Source organism: Rhodoferax sp. GT1R46, assembly GCF_056521285.1.
In genome coordinates, this window is sequence record NZ_JBWMBC010000002.1 from 566,499 (window position 1) to 583,466 (window position 16,968).

At 61.4% G+C, this 16,968-nt stretch carries 12 protein-coding genes; 5 read left to right on the forward strand and 7 right to left on the reverse strand.

Annotated elements, in window-relative coordinates:
• The first annotated feature begins 17 nt into the window (after positions 1–17).
• Together AC097W_RS08120 and AC097W_RS08125 are read left to right on the forward strand one after the other, a co-directional pair.
• A complete protein-coding gene (locus tag AC097W_RS08120) occupies positions 18–1,478 on the forward strand; it encodes a M20/M25/M40 family metallo-hydrolase (protein ID WP_479601983.1) in 1,461 nt (486 codons plus the stop codon).
• An 18-nt stretch (positions 1,479–1,496) separates the two neighbouring features.
• Positions 1,497–2,339 carry a lysophospholipase gene (locus AC097W_RS08125; RefSeq protein WP_479601984.1) on the forward strand — a complete coding sequence of 281 codons (843 nt, stop codon included), beginning with the start codon at positions 1,497–1,499 and terminating at the stop codon, positions 2,337–2,339.
• 1 nt (position 2,340) lies between these two features.
• Here AC097W_RS08125 and AC097W_RS08130 read toward each other — a convergent pair whose 3' ends face one another.
• The 6 genes from AC097W_RS08130 to AC097W_RS08155 all read right to left on the reverse strand — a co-directional run bounded on the left by AC097W_RS08130 (position 2,341) and on the right by AC097W_RS08155 (position 10,203).
• Positions 2,341–3,510 carry an MFS transporter gene (locus tag AC097W_RS08130; RefSeq protein WP_479601985.1) on the reverse strand — a complete coding sequence of 390 codons (1,170 nt, stop codon included), beginning with the start codon at positions 3,508–3,510 and terminating at the stop codon, positions 2,341–2,343.
• Positions 3,507–4,619 (reverse strand): hypothetical protein, encoded by a 1,113-nt coding sequence (locus tag AC097W_RS08135; protein ID WP_479601986.1) that lies wholly within the window; start codon positions 4,617–4,619, stop codon positions 3,507–3,509. Before AC097W_RS08135 ends, AC097W_RS08130 begins: the two co-directional genes overlap by 4 nt.
• Before the next feature lie 13 nt (positions 4,620–4,632).
• A complete protein-coding gene (locus tag AC097W_RS08140) occupies positions 4,633–6,801 on the reverse strand; it encodes a saccharopine dehydrogenase NADP-binding domain-containing protein (protein ID WP_479601987.1) in 2,169 nt (722 codons plus the stop codon).
• A 75-nt stretch (positions 6,802–6,876) separates the two neighbouring features.
• Positions 6,877–8,139, reverse strand: a complete 1,263-nt coding sequence (locus tag AC097W_RS08145; RefSeq protein ID WP_479601988.1) for an iron-containing alcohol dehydrogenase — start codon at positions 8,137–8,139, stop codon at positions 6,877–6,879.
• Between the two features lie 132 nt (positions 8,140–8,271).
• A complete protein-coding gene (locus AC097W_RS08150) occupies positions 8,272–9,015 on the reverse strand; it encodes a 16S rRNA (uracil(1498)-N(3))-methyltransferase (RefSeq protein ID WP_479601989.1) in 744 nt (247 codons plus the stop codon).
• A 75-nt stretch (positions 9,016–9,090) separates the two neighbouring features.
• Positions 9,091–10,203, reverse strand: coding sequence for an aminoglycoside phosphotransferase family protein (locus tag AC097W_RS08155; protein WP_479601990.1), 1,113 nt, complete (start codon positions 10,201–10,203; stop codon positions 9,091–9,093).
• Between the two features lie 137 nt (positions 10,204–10,340).
• Between AC097W_RS08155 and AC097W_RS08160 the strand changes: the two genes are divergently transcribed.
• Genes AC097W_RS08160 through rsmA form a run of 3 tightly spaced genes read left to right on the forward strand, consistent with a single transcriptional unit; the run spans position 10,341 to position 14,873 of the window.
• On the forward strand, positions 10,341–12,749 hold the full coding sequence (locus AC097W_RS08160; RefSeq protein WP_479601991.1) for an LPS-assembly protein LptD: 2,409 nt from the start codon (positions 10,341–10,343) through the stop codon (positions 12,747–12,749).
• A 7-nt stretch (positions 12,750–12,756) separates the two neighbouring features.
• Positions 12,757–14,064, forward strand: coding sequence for a peptidylprolyl isomerase (locus tag AC097W_RS08165; RefSeq protein ID WP_479601992.1), 1,308 nt, complete (start codon positions 12,757–12,759; stop codon positions 14,062–14,064).
• Positions 14,061–14,873, forward strand: coding sequence for a 16S rRNA (adenine(1518)-N(6)/adenine(1519)-N(6))-dimethyltransferase RsmA (gene rsmA, locus AC097W_RS08170; RefSeq protein ID WP_479601993.1), 813 nt, complete (start codon positions 14,061–14,063; stop codon positions 14,871–14,873). The genes AC097W_RS08165 and rsmA overlap by 4 nt, the downstream gene beginning before the upstream one ends.
• A 14-nt stretch (positions 14,874–14,887) precedes the next feature.
• Here the strand turns inward: rsmA and AC097W_RS08175 are convergent, their stop codons facing one another.
• Positions 14,888–16,948 (reverse strand): PAS domain S-box protein, encoded by a 2,061-nt coding sequence (locus tag AC097W_RS08175; RefSeq protein WP_479601994.1) that lies wholly within the window; start codon positions 16,946–16,948, stop codon positions 14,888–14,890.
• Between the last annotated feature and the right edge of the window lie 20 nt (positions 16,949–16,968).

Genomic DNA, 16,968 nt, shown 5'->3' on the forward strand with positions numbered 1-16,968 from the left:
GCGTAAAGGAGCCCCACGTGAATGACCGTATACCCCCTTCCGTGCTGAACGAAGCACACATCCTGAGCCAGGTCAGCCAGCTGTGGGATGACCAGATCGTCCCCCAGCTGGAGGACTACATCCGCATCCCCGCCAAGTCCCCCCTGTTCGATACCGACTGGGCTGCCAACGGTTACATCGACACCGTGGTGCGCAACACCGCGGCGTGGATCGAGGCGCAAAAAGTCAGCGGCCTGACGCTGGAAATTGTTCGACTACCCGGACGCACGCCCGTGCTGTTCTTTGAAGTGGCCGCTACCAAGCCCCAGTCCACCCAAACCGTGTTGATGTATGGGCACCTGGACAAGCAGCCCGAGTTTTCCGGCTGGCGCAACGATCTGGGTCCCTGGACGCCTCACATGGAAGACGGCCGCCTGTATGGCCGTGGGGGCGCCGATGATGGCTACGCGGCTTACGCCGCCATCGCCGCCATTCAGGCACTCAAAACCCAGAACGCACCCCACCCGCGCATCGTCGGCCTGATCGAGACCTGCGAAGAAAGCGGCTCTTACGACTTGATGCCGTACATCGACGTGCTGAAAACCCGCTTGGGTGAGGTGGCGCTGGTGGTGTGTCTGGACTCGGGCGCGGGCAACTACGACCAGCTGTGGATCACCAGCAGCTTGCGTGGCATGGCCAGTGGCGTGCTGAAGGTTGAAGTTCTGACCGAAGGCGTGCACTCGGGTGACGCCAGCGGACTGGTGCCATCGAGCTTTCGCATCATGCGCCAGGTGCTGGACCGCCTGGAAGACAGTGCTACCGGCCGCCTTCTGCCAGCCAGCTTTTATTGCGACGTGCCGCCGGACCGGATGCGCCAGTCGCAGGCCACCGCCGACATTCTGGGCGACGAAATTTACAAGCGCTTTCCCTGGGCGCACTACGATTGCGGGGGCTCCACCGCATTCGCCTTGCCGACCACGACGGACCCCTTGCAGGCCTTGCTCAACCGAACCTGGATGCCGACCTTGAGCGTGACCGGAGCGGATGGTTTCCCCGAGCTCAGGAATGCGGGCAATGTGCTTCGGCCGTACACCGCGTTCAAGCTCAGCTTGCGCCTGCCTCCCTTGGTGGAAGCCGACGTGGCGGTGCAGCAACTCAAGGCCCTGCTCGAGGACAACGCACCCTACCAGGCCCGCGTCACGTTTGAAGGCGCTGCCGGCGCGACCGGGTGGAATGCCCCCGACACCGCACCCTGGTTTGAGGCCGCCCTGAATGAAGCGTCGCAGGCGCACTTTGGCGCACCCTGTGGTTACATCGGTCAGGGCGGAACCATTCCCCTGATGAATATGCTCTCCCGGGGTTTCCCGGCGGCGCAGATGATGGTGTGTGGGGTGCTCGGGCCCAAAAGCAATGCCCACGGTCCTAACGAGTTTTTGCATGTTCCGTATGCGAAGAAGCTGACGGCCGCTGTGGCGCAGGTCATTTCCCGTTTCCCCTGAAATCAGGACCTTGTTTTCATGACTTCTGAAGCCAGACTCTCCATTTTTACCGCCAACGATGGCGACAACATCGTCATCCATGATTGGCCGCTTGAAGAGGGCGCTGCGATGCGGGGTGTCGTGATTCTGGTGCACGGCCTGGGCGAACATGCCGGACGCTACAACGATGTAGCCGAGCAACTCAATCAATGGGGTTTTGCGGTGCGGGGCTATGACCAGTGTGGCCACGGCGAGTCGGGTGGTGATCGTGGCAGCCTGCCATCCGATACGCGCCTGCTTGATGATCTGGCGGACATCGTGGACGGTATCCGGGCCCGTGTGGACAAGAAGATACCGGTGATTCTGCTGGGTCACAGCATGGGCGGCCTGGTGGTGGGCCGGTTTGTGTCCCTGGGCATGCGTCCGGTGGACGGCCTCATCATGTCCTCGCCGGCGCTGGACCCGGGTTTGAGCGCGTTCCAGAAGTTTTTGGTGGCCGTGTTGCCCAAATTTGCCCCGAATTTGCGAGTAGGAAATGGCGTCAAGCCGCAGTTCATTTCGCACGATCCGGCGGTGGTTGCCGCCTACCGCAATGACCGCTTGGTGCACGACCGTATCTCGGCCCGATTGGCCCGATTCATTGCCACAGCAGGGCCTCAGACCGTGGCATTGGCCAGCCAATGGAAGGTGCCGACCCTGCTGATGTACGCGGGGGACGACCGCTTGCTCAACCCACAGGGCAGCCGCAGTTTTGCCGCTGCAGCCCCTAAAGAAGTGGTGACTGCCGTGTGTTTCGGGGCGCTGTACCACGAGATATTCAATGAGCGCGACGCCGAGCCGGTGTTTGCCACCCTCAAGCGGTGGCTGGACCAGAAATTCTGAGCTACGAGCGCTTGGCGCGCTGATTCATGGCCAGCCAGCCCAAGGCAAGAGCGGTCAGAGCGACCGGGACCAATGAGCCCCAATTCAGCATCGACCAACCCCGGGTGGTGACCAGGGCACCGGATGCAAACGAGGTCAGTGCCATGACCGCAAACACACAAAAATTGATGGCGGCCTGTGCGCGGTCTTTTTCCTCGGGTCGGTAGGCGCCCAGAGACAGGGTGGTGCTGCCCGTGAACAGGAAATTCCACCCTACGCCCAGCAGAAACAGCGCGATCGCAAACTGGTGCAATTCCACTCCGGTCAGCGCAATAGCGATACAGGCGAGGTTGAGCAAGACACCCACCCCCATGATCGGCAAAGTGCCAAAGCGTTTGATGAGGTTGCCGGTGAAAAACCCCGGCGCAAACATGCCAATCACATGCCACTCCAAAACGAAGGCTGCGTCGTCAAAAGACAACCCGCACTGTTGCATGGCCAGGGGTGTGGCAGCCATCAACAGGTTCATCACGCCATAGCCCAGCGCCGCGCTGGCGCAGGCGACCATGAAGACCGGCTGGCGCATGATGTGCGACAAGGGTCGCCCGGTGTTGCCGCTCTTGTGTTGCACGGGCTGCGCGGGAAACTGGATGAAGGCCATCAGCACCATGGCCACCAGTGCCACGGCGGCTAGCGCGACATAGGCGCCGGCAAAGGGCGTCGCCATCAGCCCGCGCGACTGGGCGGCCAGATTGGGTCCGGCAATGGCGCCAATCAGCCCACCCGCCAGCACCAGTGATACGGCTTTTTCGCGGAAAGCAGGCAGTGCCAGTTCCGCGGCGGCAAAGCGATAGAGCTGCCCGTTGGCGCTGTAATAGCCAGCCACCACCGTGGCACCCACCAGCAGCCAGAAGTTGTGGCTAGCTACTGCCCAGGCGCCCACGCAAGCCGAGACAAGGGCAACGGCCAGCCCGATCTGAAACGAGGTACGCCGCCCAAAAAGCGACTGGGTGCGCGCCACCAGCGGCGTGCTCAATGCGCCACCCACCACATAGCCCATCACGGGCAGGGTAGACATCCAGCCAAAGGGAGCAAGACTCAGCCCTACCAATCCGTTGATGGCGATAAAGGTGACGTTGTTGGTGAGGAAAAGGCCCTGACACAGGGCGAGCAGCCAAAGGTTACGGTTCATGCCCGCAGTTTAATGGGCCGCTCATGCGCAACTCCGGCTTCCTGCAGGCGCTGCATCAGCTCCTCCACGGCTGGCAGCATTTGCCAAGACGGGTCAGCGGGGTCATGTCGTTGCAGCGCGTCGGCAGAATGTTGAAGGGGCCTCACCATGAAGGCGTAGCGCGCGGTGATTTCGGGGTCGTCCAGCAGTTCGAGAAAGCGCAGATGGATGTACAGCGCGAACAGGTTCTTGGTGTGATGGGTGCCGATGCTGGTGCCACCCACATGCATCACCGGCGCATTCTCCTTTTGTGGCTCGAAGCGCAGCTTCAGGCCCTCTGCCAGGCCCACCGCCAACAGCACATGCAGCGTGTCAAAGAACGCGTGGTAGTCCTTCAGGTAGCTGCGCGGGCCGAGCCCCATGCGGGCCAGTGGCGCGGCCACCTGGGGCGGTGCACTACGGTACTGGCGGGCATCGATGCGCCAGTTCTGCATCAGCGTGCGCAGCGCCTCTGTGTTGAAGTAGAGCAGATGGGTCAGCGGATAGGTCAGGCCGGTGCGCTGGCTGCTCTGCGGGAATACGCCGACCATGCATTCGTCGCGGGTCGCGCGCAAGCGCAGCAGCAGCGTGGGATCGAAAACATAGGCATCGTGGTCGATGACTCCAAAGTCACTGCGGTGGTGGGTCAGCAAAAAACTCAGCAATTCGCCATGCGGGGTGCTGGAGGCGGGAAGCGTTGCCAGCACGAACAGCGGTAGTCCGGGAAACCGCTGGTTCAGCAGCCGACGCTCCCAGGCTTTCGCGCCATTGGCCAGCAACACCAGTTGGGCCTGACCTTGCACCAGCGCCAGGCAAGGCAACAGAAAATGCAGGGTGTGCGGCATCACGATGACCACCAGCCGCGGCAAGGGGCTGGTGGGTATCTGATCCTGGAAGGCGGCGAAGCGCGCCACGTTGCGTCGGCCGTTCAGCCAAGCCACGTTGGCTCGCTGGGCGACCACACGCCAGCCGCGCAGCGCCACCGCGGCTGGCAACTGCAGCAGCACTGCGTTGGCCACCGATTGGCCACGCTGGCGCATCGGGGCCAGTGCAGCACGCAACTGGCGAAGGTGGGCGCGCAGCCAACGCACGGGCTGCATCGCTTCAAGCGCCGGTGGCGGCCTTCTTGCGTGCAGGCGCCTTTTTTGCGGCGGCTTTGGGTGCCGAGGTTTTGGTGGGTGCTGCCTTCACGGCTACCGGTTTCCTGGTTGCCGGTTTAGTAGGCTTGGTTGTGCCTCCGCCGGTCCAGGTCAGGCGCGCCTTCCTGGCCAGCGCGACCACCTTGGCGATGTCTTCATCGGTATACACGCCCTTCACGCCCGAGATGGCGGCGAGTTTCATACCGTGTTTGAGGCCGAGCTTGTAGATCTCCTTGACCTTTTCCCACTCGGTGTCGCGGCCCACGGTAAAGACCTCAAAGCGGCCTTCGAGCGCCAGCACAATGGTTTCTGCCAGGCAGGCGTATATGACGTTCGGCGGCAGGCCAATGCTCTTCATTCCCTTGACCTTGGTGGGCAACTCGATCTCGCCGGATTCGATCACCAGTACATCGGGGCGCTTCGCCACATCGGATGCAGGCAAGTCAAGCGGGCGGGCCACGTCGGTAATGACGCAGCCGGGTTTGACCTTCATGATGTCGAGAATTTCTTTGCCCGCGCCGGAAGTGGACGTGACAATCATGTCCATTTCCGAAAGCAGGGAGTTGTAGTCGATGGTGGTGAAGACTTTGGCGTCAGGGGTCTCTGCCAGGATGGAGGCCTTGAGCTCATCCAACTTGCTCAGGGTGCGCCCCGCCAGATAGACCTCGTCGAATGACATGGCCAGCAGCCGCGCACTGACCGAGCCAATAGAGCCAGAGGCGCCAATCACCATGGTCTTGGCTGCAACCTTTTTGTTGTGTTTGTTGATGGTTACCAAGCCCATGCGGCGCATGGCATCGGCTGCCGCCCACAATGCGCCCGAGGCCGAGTAGCTGTTGCCGGTGGTGATGGGGATGCTGGAGCGCCGGGCGACCGTCACGCCCGCATCGCCCACCACTTTGGTGAAGGCACCCAGGCCCATGATTTGAGCGCCCATCTTCTCGGCAATTTTGGCGGCGTGCAGCAGGCGGCGGTAGGTGAATTCGGGGCTGCGCGACAGCATCTCTTTGGGCGTGCCTCCTACCGATATCAGCCAGCCCTCGGCCTCGGCGCCGGTAGGTGAAATGATGTTGTCCATCTTGCAATAGACCATCGGCGGCATGTGGGCGGCAAACGCTTCGACCTTGTCCATGACGAACTTGGGCGTCCCCTTGGGAATGGGGAATGCCTTGCGGATGTAATCCTGGCTCAGCGGGTGAATCACAAACGCAAACCGCCGGATGTTGCGGAATGCGCCCATGGGGTGCAGCAGGCGGGGTGTGATGTCGAGTTCATCCAGAATTTCTTCAAAATCATCGTCTGACACTTCCTGTGGCGGCTTGTCCAGCGCAGCCAGGATCATGGCTTCAATCGTGTTGATACCCACCACTTTTTCGAACAGCTTGGGGGACACGTCCACCACCAGATTGACCTTGCACTTGGTGAAAAATGCCATGCGCTCATCGTCCACGGCGGAGGTGATCAGGGTCTTGCCCTCCAACGTGGCGGCGCTTCCAATAGCCTTGATTTCGGCAAACGTGCCCACGATGACATGCGACTTGGCGGCGACGCTGGCCGCACGCTGGTTTTTGAAGTGGCTCAGCGATGATTCCAGCATCTCGCCCCGTTTGCCCGTGAGCATCAATTCGCTGCCCTTGGCATACAGCTCCAGCTGCTCCAGTGACGTCAGCATGGCCGGTGCGCCGGTCTGAAACAGGGCGTCGGCAAAACTCAGGTTCTTGGTGTAGTCGGACAGGGCCACGGCCATGTCGTAGTTGCGCATGCCGGACAGAAACAGCACCAGGTTGTTGTTGAAATAGTGGCCCAGCTCTTTTTGCACGTAGCGCACCGCACGCACCTGCAGCAGGCGGCGCAAGGTGGCGCCGGTGGTGACCGGCACCCGGGTAACGACATTGGTGAGGCGCTCGGTTTCCTTGTTGACCACCGAGCGCAGGCCCACGTGGTAGTGGTCGCTGGCCTCACCCAGGCCGATCGCGTCAGCCGTGGCCTGCTGGCGGCGCATCAGTTCCCAGGCTTTGCCGGAATCCTGGTCCGCGCCCATACGGCGCACGGAAAACTGCTGGCCCAGAAATTCGGTCTTGAATTCAAAATCCTGTTTGGAAGAACCCAGCGTGACGGTGACTACTTTTTTCATTCGATTGCTCCTCTTATTGTTTCGGCTGCTTGCTGCCACTCTGCGTTGGCACGCATCTCATTCGCGCGGATACCTTCAATCCGCTTTCTTGCGCTTGCGCGCGGGCGCGGCTTTTTGGGGTAGCGCCAGGCGGATCAAGTCTTCGCATTGCTCCTGGGACATGTAGCGTGGCACCGGGTAGCCGGTATGGGCCTCCCAGCAGGCGGCCTTGGCCAGTGCAGGAATGTCGGCTTCCTGCAAGGCTTCCAGAAAAGCGGGAATGCCCAGATCGTGGTTGAGCTGGTCGACCGCGTCCAGAAACTTTTGCGCCAGTACGTCAGTGGCCTCACCGTCACTGCCCACTTTGGCCGCGACTGCCAGCAAAGCCAGCCGTTCGGTGATGGCGGGGCGGGAATACTTCAGCACATACGGCAGCATGATGGCATTGGCCAGTCCGTGCGGCGTGTGGTACAGCCCCCCGAACTGGTGGGCGATTGCGTGCACATAGCCCACATTGGCGCGGGTGAACGCGAAGCCGGCATACGTGGAGGCCAGTGCCATCTTCTCGCGGGCTTCCAGGTTTTTACCGTTCGTGTACGCCGTGCGCAGGTTATCGAAAATCAGCCCTACCGCCGATAGCGCCATGCCGTCGGAATAGGGTGTGGCCCAGTGGCCCACAAACGCTTCAATGGCGTGCGTCAGCGCATCGATGCCCGTGGCGGCGGTGATGTGCGGTGGCAGACCGGTCATGAGGCTGGGGTCCAGCGCGGCCATTTTTGGCACCATGCGCGGGTCAACGATGACCAGTTTTTTGTGCGCCTCGGGGTCGGAGATGACGGCTGCCACAGTCACCTCGGAGCCCGTGCCAGCGGTGGTGGGTACGGCATAAATCGGGACCGGCGCGCGCAGACCCTTGAGATAGCCCGCCAGCTGGCGCAGAGGCTTGGGGTTGGACACGGCCACTGCAATGGCTTTGGATGCATCCATGGAGGAGCCACCACCAAAGGCCACGATGGCATCACAGCCCTGGCGTTGGTAAAAGGCAATGCCTTTTTCAATCAGTGGAATCGGCGCATCGGGGGTGATCTCGTCAAACACCACAAACTGTGCGCCGCCCGCGGTCAGCGCATCGGTCAGGCCTTTGAGCAAGCCGAGTTTGGCGATGATGCTGTCGGTGACGATGAGGATTTTGCGGTGCCCAAAGCCGGCAACGGCTTGCCCCAGGCGCGCACTGGAGCCTGGGCCCACCAGCAGCGTGGGTTGGGGTATGGGAATGAAACGGGTGATCAGGCCAGCGCCCCGCATCAGGGCGCCGAGGCCAGCGGCACGAAACGAGTTGCGCATTGAATCGGATATCACGAGGGTTCTCCCGGAGGGTTGGGCCCATAGGGCAAAGACGCCACTGTAGTATGCCCATGCGCGCGCGTTTTGGGGGCCCACCTTAAACGCGTACAAACCCTGATGTCGGCTATGCAACCGGCACCGAGCGCCCTACACCAACAGGCGTGCGAGGGCGGTCAGGGCGGCCGTTTCGGCGCGCAGCACCCGCGGGCCCAGCGTGACGGGTGCGAACCCGCATTCGGCCGCGGCCGCCTCTTCGGTGGCGCTCAAGCCACCCTCGGGTCCGGACAGAAACGTGGTGGGCGAGTGCGCGCCGTGGGCCATGTGCTGGTGTAGCGGGCCAGAGCCTTCGCACAGCGACAGAAGCAGGCGGGTGTTGGGCGCCTCAGTCGCCTGTGCTTTGAGCCAGTGGCTCAGGGTGGCGACGGGGTGGATGCGTGGCACGCGGTTGCCGCCACACTGCTCGCAGGACGCAATGGCCACGCTTTGCCAGTGTGCGACTTTCTTTTCAGCGCGTTCACCTGACAGGCGCAGCACACTGCGCTCGGTCATCAGGGGTTGGATGCTGGTCACGCCGAGTTCAGTGGCTTTCTCCACCAGCCAGTCCATACGGTCGTTGGCGGGCATGCCCACGGCCAGGTGCACTGCGACGGCCGCTTCGCGCTCCACGGAGTGGTGCGCGCCGACCTGTACCTGCACGTCGCTGCGTCCCATGTGGGTGATGGTGGCGTCAAACTCGCCGCCCACCGCGTTCGCCGCATCGGGCCCGCCGTTGAACAGGGTGATGGTGTCCCCCGGCTGCATCCGCAGCACCTGCACATGGCGCGCCGGGCCTGGGGGCAGGTCCAGCGGCGCGCCGGTGGCAAGGGGAGCGGGGCAATAGAAGCGGGGCATGGTGATTTGCTATGAAATAAGGAGCTGCTTGCGCAATGAATACGGGGGCTAGCGGCTGATTTGGCTTAGTTTTTTTTAGGTTCGGCCAAACGCGTAGGCGTTGGGGACTGGTATGCCTTCGACTTTTTCGACCAGGCGCAACAACGGTTTGAGCTCCATGTAGCGCGCGCAGGTGGTGCGGATGTAGTCGATGAAGCGTGGCGTGTCGGCCAGGTACTGGGGTTTGCCGTCGCGCAGGGTCAACCGGGCAAAAATACCTGCTACCTTGAGGTGGCGCTGCAGGCCCATCCACTCGACGCCTTTGTAAAACTCGCCAAAGTCGTCGCCCACGGGCAGGCCGGCCTTGCGGGCTTTTTGCCAATAGCGAATGGTCACGTCCAGGCAAAAGTCTTCTTCCCAGCTCAGGAATGCGTCGCGCATCAGGCTGGCAATGTCGTAGGTGATGGGGCCATAGACGGCATCCTGAAAATCCAGGACACCGAGCTTTTCATCATGCACCCGGGCGACGCCGCCTGCGCCCACCATCAGGTTGCGGGGCATGAAGTCGCGGTGCACATACACGCTGGGCCAGGACAGGTTGTATGTCACCAGGGTGGCAAAGGCGTCGTCCAGTGTTTTGCGCTGGGCGGCGTCGAGTGTGACCTGGCGGTGTGCGCCGATGTACCACTCGGGAAACAGCTCCAGTTCGCGCAGCAGCAAAGGCCGGTCATAGGCGGGCAACACGCCCTCGCGCGAGGCGAGCTGCCACTGGATCAGGGTCTCAACCGCCTCCAGATACAAACTCAGCGGTGGGGGCTCGTTGGGGCGAATCACCTGCATCATGGTTTGTGCGCCCAGGTCGGTCAGCAGCATGAAGCCATTGGCTTCGTCCCAGGCCAGAACCTCGGGGGCTTTGAGTCCCGCTTGCGCCATCAGTTGCGCCACGTGCACAAATGGTTTGCAATTCTCCTTGTCCGGCGGCGCGTCCATGATGACCAGGCTGGTGGAAGGGTTTGTGCCATGGCGGTCTACCCGCAGATAGCGGCGAAAACTCGCATCGGCAGACGCCAGGCGCACGGTGTCCGGTGCCAGCTGGTGGGAGGTTTGTACCCGGGCAAACCAGGCTTCAAACAGGGCCTGGCGCTGCGGGTCGGCCCACAGTGGGAGGGATGCGTTTGCGGTTGCGGATGGTGTGGAGGTTGGGCTCATGGATAATCCATTCTACAAAGACACCTGGCCCGTCCCGGTAGGTACGTTCCAGCCCCTTGTTTATTCACTACGCCCTTCACGCTCCCCAGCGCCGAACCGTTTTTCCTTGCCTTCCAAGCCCCTACTGTCCTACTACCATGCGTGAGCCGATAAGCGATTTGCGAGGCCCGACGGCGCCCTTTCCATTGGCAGTGCTGCCCCGCATGGTGGTGCTTGCCTGCCTCGCGGGTGGCGGTTTGGCGGCCCACGGACAGGCGGTCGAGCCAGTCGGGGAGGCGATACCGGAGAGTGCGCTGATTCTCAAGCCCAGTGGAATGCTGGAAGAGAAAATCGCGCCAGCCCAAACCGGGGGAGCTCCGGTATTTCTGATCGGGGACCGGATTTCTGGCCGCACCGATCTGGAGACCGTGATTGAGGGCGATGCCGTGATGCGCAAACCGGGCACCGTGATCCATGCCGACCGGCTGGAGTACTACCAGCCCACGGACTTGGCCAAAGCGACCGGGAATGTGCGGATCAACCGGGGCGGCAACGTCTACGAGGGTCCCTTGATGGAGCTCAAAGTCGAGGCGTTTGAGGGCTTCTTCAACCAGCCGCGTTACCATTTTCTTCAGAACGATGCCCACGGTGAGGCAGACCGGGCGGACTTTCTGGACGAAAGCCACACCGTTATCCATAACGCCACCTACACCACCTGCCGCCGCAAGCCCGGCCCCGACTGGTTGCCGGACTGGATTTTGCGGGCCACCACTATCAGTCTGGACAATGATGAGGAAGTGGGCATTGCCCAGGGTGCCGTGCTCAGTTTCAAGGGCGTCCCCATATTGCCGGTTCCCGCCATCAGCTTTCCGCTCACCGACAAACGCAAGTCGGGAGTGCTTCCGCCCAACATTGGTGTGGACACCGTCAATGGTGTGGAATTGACGGTTCCGTACTACTGGAATATTGCCCCCAACCGCGACGCGACGATTACCCCGACACTGATGTCCGCTCGCGGCGTCAATGTGGGGGGAGAATTTCGCTACCTGGAGCCTACCTACACGGGGATGGTGCGCGCGGATTACATGCCCAGCGACCAGTTGCGCGGTGCCGATCGCTGGGGGTTGGCCTACACGCATGTGGGCACCGTCGCGACCGGCTTGCCGACCATCGGAACGGTGGCGGTGAATGCCAACATCAATCGCGTGAGTGACGACAACTACTGGCGCGATTTCACCCGCTCCAGCGCCACGCTGACCCAGCGCTTGTTGCCCAGCACGGTCAGTGCGGCATGGGCCAGTGGTGCAGTTTCCACGACAGCCAGCGTTCTCAAGTGGCAAACGCTGCAAGACCCAACGGCACCCATCGTGCCTCCCTATGACCGCGTACCGCAATTGACAGCGCGCTATGCGCAGACCAATGTGCGCGGATTCGACTGGTCGGTGGACGGCGATTTCACCCAGTTTGATGCGGACCGGCGCCTCACATTGCAGCCCAACGCGCAGCGCGGGTTTGCGTTGTTGCAGGCCAGCCGTCCCGTGTTGGGGCCCGCCGGGTTCGTTATCCCCAAAGTGCAACTGCACGCGACCGCCTATCAATTCGATGCAGCGTTGTCCAATGGAGCACAGTCCGCTAATAGTGTGGTGCCCACGTTCAGCCTGGACAGCGGCCTGGTGTTCGAGCGCGAAACCAATATGCTGGGGCGCAACCTGGTTCAGACGCTGGAGCCCCGGGCCTTCTACGTCTATACCCCCTACCGCAACCAGAGTGTGCTGCCCAACTACGACACCGGTGTCAACGACTTCAACTTTGCCACCATCTTCACCGAAAACGCCTTTGTGGGGCACGACAAGATATCGGACAACAACCTGTTGACACTGGGACTGACCACGCGGCTGCTGGACGCCGATAGCGGCGCCCAACTCGCCCGTTTCGGAATTGCCCAGCGGCTTCGGTTTGAAGACCAGCAGGTCACCATCAACACCGCCACCGCTCCGGCTATTGCCGGATTCAGCGATGTGCTGCTGGGTGCATCGGTCAATGTGGTCGACAGCTGGGCGCTGGACTCCACCGTGCAGTACAACGCCAGAACCGACCAGTCCGTGCGGTCCACCCTGGGTGCGCGTTATAGCCCGGGCAATTACCGGGTCATTAACGCAGCCTACCGTTTCCAGCGGGACGTGAGTGAGCAGATTGACGTCAGCTGGCAGTGGCCGCTCAACAACCTGTGGGGGGACCGGGGCCAGGACCTGGGAGCCGGGCGCGGCCAGGGTGAGGGGCGCTACTACAGTGTGGGCCGCTTGAACTACAGCCTGAACGAAAGGCGCCTGGTCGACACGATTTTGGGGGTCGAGTACGATGCGGGCTGCTGGCTGGGCCGTGTCGTGCTGGAGCGGGTGCAGACCAGCACCTCTTCCGCAACCCAACGCCTGATGTTTCAGTTGGAGTTTGTTGGCTTCACCCGCCTGGGTATCAGCCCGCAGCAAACCCTGAAGCAAAACATTTCCCGCTACGAGAACTTGCGTGAAACGGTTGGAACCAACAGCCGTTTCAGCAACTACGATTGAGATACCCATGAAACTACGCCTTTGGGCCCCAGCCCTTTTCTGTATTGGCAGCTTGCTGGTGTCGGGCGTGCATGCCCAGACCGCACAGCAGGCGGACTTTATTGTGGCGGTGGTGAACTCCGAGCCGATCACGAACAGTGAGGTGCGCGCCGAGGTGCTGCGTGCTTCCCAGCAATTGGCCCAGCAGCGCCAGACGGTTCCGCCACCTGCGGAGCTGCGTCGGCTGGTGCTGGAACGCATGGTCAACGACCGGGCCCAGTTGCAGATGGCCCGCGAGACCGGCATTCGTGTGGACGATGCGGCCATCGACCAGGCCGAACAAGCCGTGGCGCGCCAAAACCAGGTCGATGTAGCCGGGTTGCGCCTGCGCATGGCCAAGGATGGAATGGATGCAACCCGCGTTCGCGAGCAGCTGCGGGATCAACTGTTGTTGACCCGTCTGCATGAGCGCGAAGTGGATGCCCGGATTCGCATTTCGGACGTCGATGTGGACCGTGCACTTCAGGACCAGCAAGCCAACAATGCCGACCCTTTTGCGCAGGACATCAATCTGGCACATCTACTGGTGGCAGTTCCCGAAAAAGCCAACGCGGAGCAGGCGGCTGCCTTGTTTTTGCAAGCGAAGAAGATACTGGACCGCATTCGCGCTGGAGAAGACTTCGCCCTTCTGGTACAGGAATTATCTGCGGCAGACCGCACCAATGGGGGCCAGCTGGGCCTGCGCCGGGCGGACCGCTATCCTCCTTCGTTTGTTGTGGCAACCCAGAACCTCAAAGCGGGTGAGGTGTCGGAAATCGTGCGTTCCGGTGCCGGCTTCCATATACTGAAAGTCTTGGAGAAGCGTGCGCCTGCCGCTATGACACGAACTGTGGTGCAAAGCCACGCACGGCACATTTTGTTGCGGGTAACGCCCCAGTTGACACAGGCTGCAGCACTGGCCCGCCTGGCGGACTTCAAGAAACGTATTCAGGCCGGCACGGCCACGTTCCAGAGTCTGGCGCGCGAGAATTCCCAGGATGGCAGCGCAGCCCAGGGGGGGGATCTGGGTTGGGCCAGCCCGGGCATGTTTGTGCCAGAGTTCGACGAGGCCATGAACCGGCTGACAGAGGGTCAGGTCAGCGACCCGGTCGTGTCGCGTTTCGGTGTGCACCTGATTGAACTGATCGAACGCCGTCGGGTGGAGTTGAGTCCGCGCGAGGTGCGTGAGCTGGTGCGCAACCAGTTGCATGAAGCCCGCTATGAAGAAGCCTTCACTACATGGGCCCAGGACGTGCGTGCCCGCGCGTTTGTCGAGTTCCGCGAGCCACCCCAATGAAGCACATTGCGCGCAAGCGGTTTGGCCAGCATTTTCTGACGGATCGCAGCATCATCGGTGCGATCGTCGATGCGATCGGCCCCAAGCCTGGACAGCGCATGGTGGAGATTGGGCCTGGCCTGGCGGCGCTGACACAGCCGCTGGTGGAGCGCCTGGGCCATTTGATCGTCATCGAACTGGACCGGGACCTCGCGCAGCGGCTGCGCGCGCATAGCCAGCTCACAGTGATTGAGTCGGACGTACTCCGGGTGGACTTTGCCCATCTCCATGCACAACCCATTGCTCCAGCAGCAGTAGACAGTGCCGAAGCGTCAGCGATGTCTTCCGGCAAACTGCGGGTGGTGGGCAATCTGCCCTACAACATCTCAACTCCGATTCTTTTTCATTTGCTGGGCTTCGTGGATGCGATTGAAGACCAGCACTTCATGCTGCAAAAGGAAGTGATCGACCGCATGGTGGCCAAACCGGCTACTTCGGCATTTGGGCGCCTCAGTGTGATGCTGCAGTGGCGCTACGCGATGGAGAACGTGCTGCATGTTCCGCCGGAGAGCTTTGATCCGCCGCCCAGAGTTGATAGCGCCGTGGTGCGCATGGTGCCGTTGGCCACGCCCCCGCTTCTAGATGAAAGACTGCTCAGCGAATTGGTGCAGGTCGCTTTCAGTCAGCGTCGCAAGCTGCTACGCCATACACTGGGTCGGTGGCTGGAAGAAAAAGGGTTTGGTGGGACTTTTGACGTTCAGCGCCGCGCCGAAGAAGTGCCGGTTGCGGCTTATGTGGAATTGGTGCAGCAGCTCAAGACAGCGCCCTGAAGACGGCCACCACGTCAAGTGGTGCTTTCCAGTAATTCTGGGGCGCACAGAGGCAGGGTCAGCGTGAACGTGGCCCCGCTGCCGGCCTCGCTGCTCACGTCGATCGAGCCGCCGAGTACGCCAGTCACAATGCTGTGCGCTATGTGCAAACCCAGCCCGGAGCCACCCTGCCCCAGCCGGGTTGTAAAAAAGGGCTCAAAAACCCGGTGAAGGTCGGCTTTCTGAATGCCACGACCAGCGTCCCGAACCTGGATCACAACCTGGCTTACACCCTCAGCGCGCGCAACGAGCGTGATAGTGCCCGGAATCTTGCCCCCATCAAACCCGTGAATTATGGCGTTATTGATCAGGTTTGCCAGCACCTGACCCAAGGGTCCCGGGTAACTGTCCATTCGCAAATCGTTCTGCATATCCATTGAAACGGCGCATGCGGATTTTCGGATAGCCGGATTGAGCGTAATCAATATTTCTGATGCCACGCTTGAAAGCGAGAAGCGCCTGCGCTGTGAGCTGGTCTGGTCTACCGCCACCTGTTTGAAGCTGGCCACCAAGGCGCCAGCACGCATGAGATTGCGTGACAGGATGTCGGCGGCCTGCCGGGTGTCGTCAATGAAGCTTTGCAGGTCGGATCGTTTCAATCCGCTGGCCATCAAGCGGTCAAACTCCTGAACCCGATACTCAAGGGAGCTCGCCACGGTCAGGCCATTGCCAATAGGCGTGTTGAGTTCATGCGCCACGCCCGCAACGAGGGCACCCAGAGCGGCGAGTTTTTCAGACTGCACCAACTGGTCTTTGGCCATGTTCAGTGTCCCCAGCGTTTGTGACAACTCGAAGTTGGCGCTTTGCAGATCCGACGTGCGTTGTGCGACGCGGGCTTCCAGCTGGGTGTTGAGTTCCAGAATCTCTTGCTGTGCGCGCCGTCGCTCGGTGATGTCAAAATAGGTGAACAGGACCAAGGTTCGTTGTGGCTCAACAAATGTGCGGCTGGACATGGAAATCCAGCGCAACTCACCGTCGGCCCGCCGCATCAGCATCTCTGCATCCGTCGTGTCCTCGCCGCGCAGCGACCGCTCCAGCCAGCGTGCGCGATCCGCCTGGTTCACCCAGATTCCCAGTGCCAGTCCGGATTTTCCTTGCGCAGTGGCGGCATCAAAACCAAAAGTGTCAAACCAGGACTGGTTCCATTGGGCCGTCGAGAAGCCGTCGCTATCGCTGGAGTAGCACATGGGCATCGGGGACTGTTCGAACAGGCGGGAGAAACGCGCTTCGCTTTCTTCCAGCGCCTTGAGCGCCCGTTGGGTCTCCGTCACATCGCGCTGCACGACAAACATGTACTGCTCACCGCCCGCTTCAAATTTGGCGGACGACAACAATGCCTCGCGCACCTGGCCGTCCCGGGCGTTGAGGAGTACGCTGTGTTCGAGGACCTGTCCTTGACTCTGAATCAACCCAAAAACCTCAGCGCGTTGCTGCGGGTCGTGCCACAGATTCAGTTCAGCGGAGGTCTTGCCAATAGCCTGTTCGCGGCTCAGACCGGTGATTCGTTGAAAAGCGGCGTTCACTTCCACGATTCGGGCGTCGCGCAAACGTGTGATGGACATGAATTCTGGCGTGAGCTGAAAGGCAGCCTTGAACTGCTCATGGATGACGTTCTGGTCGGTCACGTCCCGGGCAATCCATACCGCATGGGTATGGGTGTGGCCTTGCAGAGTGATCAGCGTGGCGTTGACCATGAAATCACGAATCTGGCCATCGCGGCGGCGCGCCTGCGCCAGCGTGTCGCGGACCATGCCAGTCCGCATGAGTTCGGCGACCATATTGGCGCGCTGTTCTGGATGCAGCCAGATGTTGAACTGCGAAATAGGACGCCCAATGACCTCGGCTGCACGGTAGCCGCTGATGGCCTCGAAGCCCTGATTGGCATCCACAATCATGCTGTCGCTTAGCCGCGTGATGACAATCCATTCCGGGCTGGCATGGAATATCCGGGCGAACTTGTCTCCGCTGGGATCGCCAAGCGATGCCAGCAGCCAGCGCTTGAGTGCTGAAGGAAGTAGTCTAGCCAGTAGTCCCATGGCGGTAGGGGGATTCGAGT

Bases quoted from the DNA above. Each gene is read 5' to 3' on its own strand.
- AC097W_RS08175 (WP_479601994.1), bottom strand. From the start codon at position 16,948: ATGGGACTACTGGCTAGACTACTTCCTTCAGCACTCAAGCGCTGGCTG.
- AC097W_RS08140 (WP_479601987.1), bottom strand. From the start codon at position 6,801: ATGAAAAAAGTAGTCACCGTCACGCTGGGTTCTTCCAAACAGGATTTT.
- AC097W_RS08130 (WP_479601985.1), bottom strand. From the start codon at position 3,510: ATGAACCGTAACCTTTGGCTGCTCGCCCTGTGTCAGGGCCTTTTCCTC.
- AC097W_RS08155 (WP_479601990.1), bottom strand. From the start codon at position 10,203: ATGAGCCCAACCTCCACACCATCCGCAACCGCAAACGCATCCCTCCCA.
- rsmA (WP_479601993.1), top strand. From the start codon at position 14,061: ATGAAGCACATTGCGCGCAAGCGGTTTGGCCAGCATTTTCTGACGGAT.
- AC097W_RS08150 (WP_479601989.1), bottom strand. From the start codon at position 9,015: ATGCCCCGCTTCTATTGCCCCGCTCCCCTTGCCACCGGCGCGCCGCTG.
- AC097W_RS08125 (WP_479601984.1), top strand. From the start codon at position 1,497: ATGACTTCTGAAGCCAGACTCTCCATTTTTACCGCCAACGATGGCGAC.
- AC097W_RS08160 (WP_479601991.1), top strand. From the start codon at position 10,341: ATGCGTGAGCCGATAAGCGATTTGCGAGGCCCGACGGCGCCCTTTCCA.
- AC097W_RS08165 (WP_479601992.1), top strand. From the start codon at position 12,757: ATGAAACTACGCCTTTGGGCCCCAGCCCTTTTCTGTATTGGCAGCTTG.